At 36.4% G+C, this 4844-nt stretch carries 3 protein-coding genes; 1 reads left to right on the top strand and 2 read right to left on the bottom strand.

All coding sequences use genetic code 11. The features are described 5' to 3' along the window. On the bottom strand, positions 1-866 hold an 866-nt coding region (locus ABY905_RS14160; RefSeq protein ID WP_372644994.1), incomplete at its 3' end, for an ABC transporter substrate-binding protein. A 271-nt stretch (positions 867-1137) separates the two neighbouring features. Between ABY905_RS14160 and ABY905_RS14155 the strand changes: the two genes are divergently transcribed. Continuing rightward, a complete protein-coding gene (locus ABY905_RS14155) occupies positions 1138-3414 on the top strand; it encodes a gliding motility-associated C-terminal domain-containing protein (RefSeq protein ID WP_372644992.1) in 2277 nt (758 codons plus the stop codon). A gap of 88 nt (positions 3415-3502) precedes the next feature. Here ABY905_RS14155 and ABY905_RS14150 read toward each other — a convergent pair. Then, on the bottom strand, positions 3503-4844 hold a 1342-nt coding region (locus tag ABY905_RS14150; protein WP_372644990.1), incomplete at its 5' end, for a S46 family peptidase.

Here is a 4844-nt window from a genome sequence, read left to right as displayed (position 1 = left end):
ACCATTTGAGATGGGTGCATACTCTCCAACAAACATTCTCCTAATCCTTTTACGCCCTCTTCGCCATAAGCCTTATAAATGTGAAGCAGCATCGAATTAAACAAGTCAAAATCACTAATAGGAAGACTCACGCTATTTTTAAATTCAGGCTTGAACAAATCAGCCCAAGTACGTGGCACTTCACGATCGCCAAGCTCTGCAGTATTCACCAAAAATACCGCAGGAACAACACCAATCATAGAGTAATGTCCTTCTGGATCTTTCAAACAAATATCATCATTATCAAAATCCTTATTTAAACGATCAAATCCAGTACTATCAGCAAATACACCACGTTTCTTAAATTTCCCCATCAACTTTTCGTCGAAGAACAAATCGAATCCCGCAGAGATAAAAATATCAGCTAATTTATCTGGATTATCTTCGTTAATCACATCACCCATTAACCAATCAAGCCCCATCGAAGCAGCCTTTAGATCGTATACAACCTCTCTATCATTTGTTTTCTTGTATTCTTCAATAAAAGCATCAATACCTTCAACCAAGGGTACACGAACCGGACATGGCAATAAGCCTTGTATATGAACGGCATCAGCATCGGTACTGGTTGGTTTCTGATTCAAATCAGCATCAACCTGATTGCGGTTCAATTCAATACCTTCAAACAAAAGAGAAGCAAAAGCGTCAACATTTAGCTTTTTCATCTTCAAAGCCATCTCTAAGGTTAAAGATTTACCAAAAAGTTCTCTTTTCTTAGGATCTTCGAGCTGTTTGAATCCATTTGAAACAAAAATCTTAATTGTTTCAGGGAAACGTGTACAAATATCTAGTAAACTATCGGTATTCTTAAAATATTGATTCTCCATATCAGTGAGCTTTTATTTAATTTTCTATTACAAATGTATGGTTGAGTCAAGTTTTAAAATGTAACCAATGTTACACTAAACGCTTTTTTCTAAAAAAATAACCATCTGCTCTCATTTTCATTTCTTCTACCTCCTACATTAACTGATGATAAATAACCCAATAATCCTGATGAACACGATTTTTACTTAGATAAAAGCTAATTGTTTTGTATCTTTAGAGCAACTATATATAATAGTTAGATTTCATTGATCAAAATAAATTCAATTACTTATGGGGTCAACAGCAAACATAGCGATCAGAATACTGGGTATCACACTTTTACTCAGTGTTTTTTCGCATGTTTACTCGCAAGATCCAGTTGTGGCATTCATCAATAATTCAAATAAAACCCTTTGCCCATTAAACAATGGTATTGTCACTCCTCTACAAACCTCATCTTTAGAGATATCGGGTCCTACAGATAAAACATGGTTTGCTTCATATTCTGTAAATGGGGATCCTGCTAAGAATATGAATGGAGGCTTTGGCATAAACACAGGCACATTCGATTTTGAGATTAGCTTTAGAAATGATAGCAGAAAACTAAAGACCTTTAGTATTAGCATTGAAAAGGCATGGTTAGAAGATGGTACACAACTTAATATTTCAGTAGATGATAGAACTAGGGATATAACTGTCTACCCTTTAACTCAACCCGTTGTAGAAGCCTATGAGAGTAAAATTAAAACAAGTTCTGAATATGATTACACAGTCATAATCGGCATGAACTCTGAGTACACTGGAGAACTGCCAACCGGAGCAAATCAGATAAGTTACCAAACCGAAATTATTGATGCCTACAAATACATCAATTTTAGAGTAAAATGGCAGGCAGAAGCGGGCATTACCACTTTCAAATCAATTGAAAGAACTGGTTTTGGTTGTAATAGCGATACAATCTATAGTGATATTGAGCTTAAAAGTGAATTCAGTCTTGATTTAGGCGAGGATAAAAACATCTGTTCAGGTGATGCCATTACTATAACCCCAACCATCGATCTTAAATCGGACTATTCCTACCTTTGGAAAACTGGTGAAACAACGGAAACAATTGAAGTTAATCAATCTGGAGAATATGAATTAACTGTTACCGACCTTAAAGACAACCAAAAAATAACAGATCAAGTTTTAGTTACAGTCCATGATGCTCCAGAAATAGATATTGCTGATATTATCATGATGGATGGTGCTCCAATTCTTGTGAATATCCAAACGGAGGGATGTACTTACCTTTGGTCAACAGGAGAAACGACAAGCGAAATTGAAATTACAAGCCCTGGCGATTATTCAGTTATGATTACTTCTGAATTTGGATGTAGCAATTCCAAATCATTCACGGTTAAAGATCAGTCTTCATTTTTCACCTTAAGTCTACCGAATATTATACATATGTGTGCTCAAGAAACAATGACTTTGAGCCCTTATATGGATATCAACCAAACATACACCTATTTGTGGAACACAGGTTCAACTAAAAGAGAAATAGAAATAAGCAGCGAAGGCTTATACACCCTTACAGCTACCGATCCGAATGGTTATAGTCAAACAGCCAGTTCTCAAATTTATTACCATTCAAAACCCATTGTCGATTTGGGAGATGACTTCATTTTATGGGATAGTGAATCAAAACAACTCGATGCGCAAAATGCAGGTGCCAGTTACAAATGGAACACTCTTGAAACAAGTCAAATAATCACGGTGAGTTCTGGAGGTGATTTCTGGGTTAATGTAATTGATGAATATGGTTGTACCAATTCGGACACTGTTTTTATTGATTATAGAGGTGGAGAAAAGTTTCGGATTGAATTAGGTGATGACAGGAGCATATGCCAAGGCGATTCCGTTCTAATCGTTCCTGAAATAATTGGTCATCCTGCTTCACCGCTAAGCTATAATTGGATCGACCAAAATCACAAGGAAGCTGAAATATACTTGAAAAAAGATGGTGATTACACATTAGAAGTAACCGATAACTTAGGTAATATTGAGAGTGCACAAATTCATATCACGGTTCTACCAATTCCTATCGTTAATCTAGGTGAAGACATTATTGATTATCCGAATCTCGAACAAGAGTTAATAGCTAATGTTGATAAGGTAAGCTACAACTGGTCTACCGGCGAAATCACAAAATCGATTATCATAGAAAAGACGGGTACATACTGGGTAGAGGTTATTAATGAAGCTCAATGTTCTGCACGCGATTCTATTTATGTGAAATTCTTAAACGATTACCCCTTTGTTGGTTTACCTAAAGCGTTCTCTCCAAATGGAGATAGTCATAACGACTTGCTTTTTGTGCGCGGAACTGATGTCGATAAAATCAAGCTCACAATATACAATCGAAGAGGTAAAAAGGTATTTGAAACATCTGATGTTAATCAGGGATGGGATGGAACTCACAATGGTCAATATCAAGACATGGATAGTTACTATTATAATTTAGATATCACCTACACCAATGGTGTTATCAGAACAAAGACAGGTAAATTTGCTCTTCTCAAATAGACACAGTTGTAGAAACAATTTTCTGAATCAATATGAGAAAGGCTGTTGGATCTCTCCAACAGCCTTTCACTATATATTCCAATTGGGATTACTCCACAATATTCATTTCATCAAGCAAGTATCCAGCTCCAGCAAATTTATCAACGATAAATAACACATAACGGATATCCAATGATACGTTTCTACAGATAGTAGCATCGTACATTAAATCAGACATCACACCTTCCCAGGCACGGTCGAAATTTAATCCGATAAGCTCACCATTTGCATTTAATACTGGCGAACCTGAGTTACCACCAGTGGTATGATTCGTAGCAGCAAAACAAACATTCATTTGTCCATTTTGTCCATAACGCCCATAATCCTTAGTCGCATATAAATCTCTTAACTTTTGAGGCACATCGTAGTCGAAAATGTTTGGATTATCCTTCTCAATAATACCTTCAAGAGTTGTATAGTAATCGTAGTTTACTGCATTGCGAGCCTTATAACCTGCAACCTTACCAAAGTGAACTCGGAAAGTTGAATTCGCATCAGCGTAGAAAACCTTATCAGACTCCATAGCCATTAAACCAGCCATATAAGTACGTTGCAATTTATTCACCTTATTCGATAGCTCAGAATACTTAGGGCTGATTGCTACTTTGTATAAATCACCAATACTCATTGCTAAAACATAAGCAGGATCTTTAGCGATTTTCTTCGCATTCGATGGCTTGTAATTAGCCAATAGATTCTCAAGTTTGGCTTGATTTGCCAATACTGACTTAGCCATTGCTTTTTTCGCGTAAGCTTTAAAATCGCCCTTATATTTTTTAGCAATTACCTTCAATTCTTCTGGTAAGAATTTAGCCTCAACATTAGCATGGTACATGCTCATCATTGCTTCCAATAATTTCTTGTCTGTGTCCAGATTATAGTTCTTGTAAAAAGAAGCAGCTTTCTTTTGTAAGCTTTTTACTTCTTTAGCAATTGCTTCTGAGTCTTTTTTATCAAGAGATAAAAGTTGCTTAAATCCACCTGCAAATTTCACGACCTCTGATCCTGAAAAACCAGCTTCAATAGCATAATCACGAGCTAAGCTATAAGGTGTCATTTCTTCATAGATCCCTTTCATCTGATCAAGGATGCCAGCATATTTCGCCTTTAGCTTCTCATCAGAATTAGCCCAGGTTTCAAATTTTGCCTCAAGTTCCTTTTTCTTAGCAATAGCATTCAAACGGTTCAAACCTGTGATTTCACCTTGCCATCTTTTCCAAGAGTTTGCAACACCAGCATATTTAGCAGAGTACTGAATTCTCACCATTGGTGAAGCATCCATGTCAGCACGCATTAGGTCAAGCTTCTTCGTTCTCAACTTAATTTTATGAGGGTTATCAACCTGAGTCATCAACTCTAAAGCATATGAAGTTAAATACTCCGTTGTTGTT

Origin of the sequence: Ancylomarina sp., from assembly GCF_041555295.1 — a bacterium.
Lineage (GTDB): Bacteria > Bacteroidota > Bacteroidia > Bacteroidales > Marinifilaceae > Ancylomarina.
The sequence above is the reverse complement of the archived record's forward strand: the minus strand, read 5'-3'. Positions and strand labels throughout refer to the sequence as shown.

Coding starts and splice junctions, on each gene's coding strand:
- ABY905_RS14155 (WP_372644992.1), top strand. CDS start 1,138: ATGGGGTCAACAGCAAACATAGCGATCAGAATACTGGGTATCACACTT.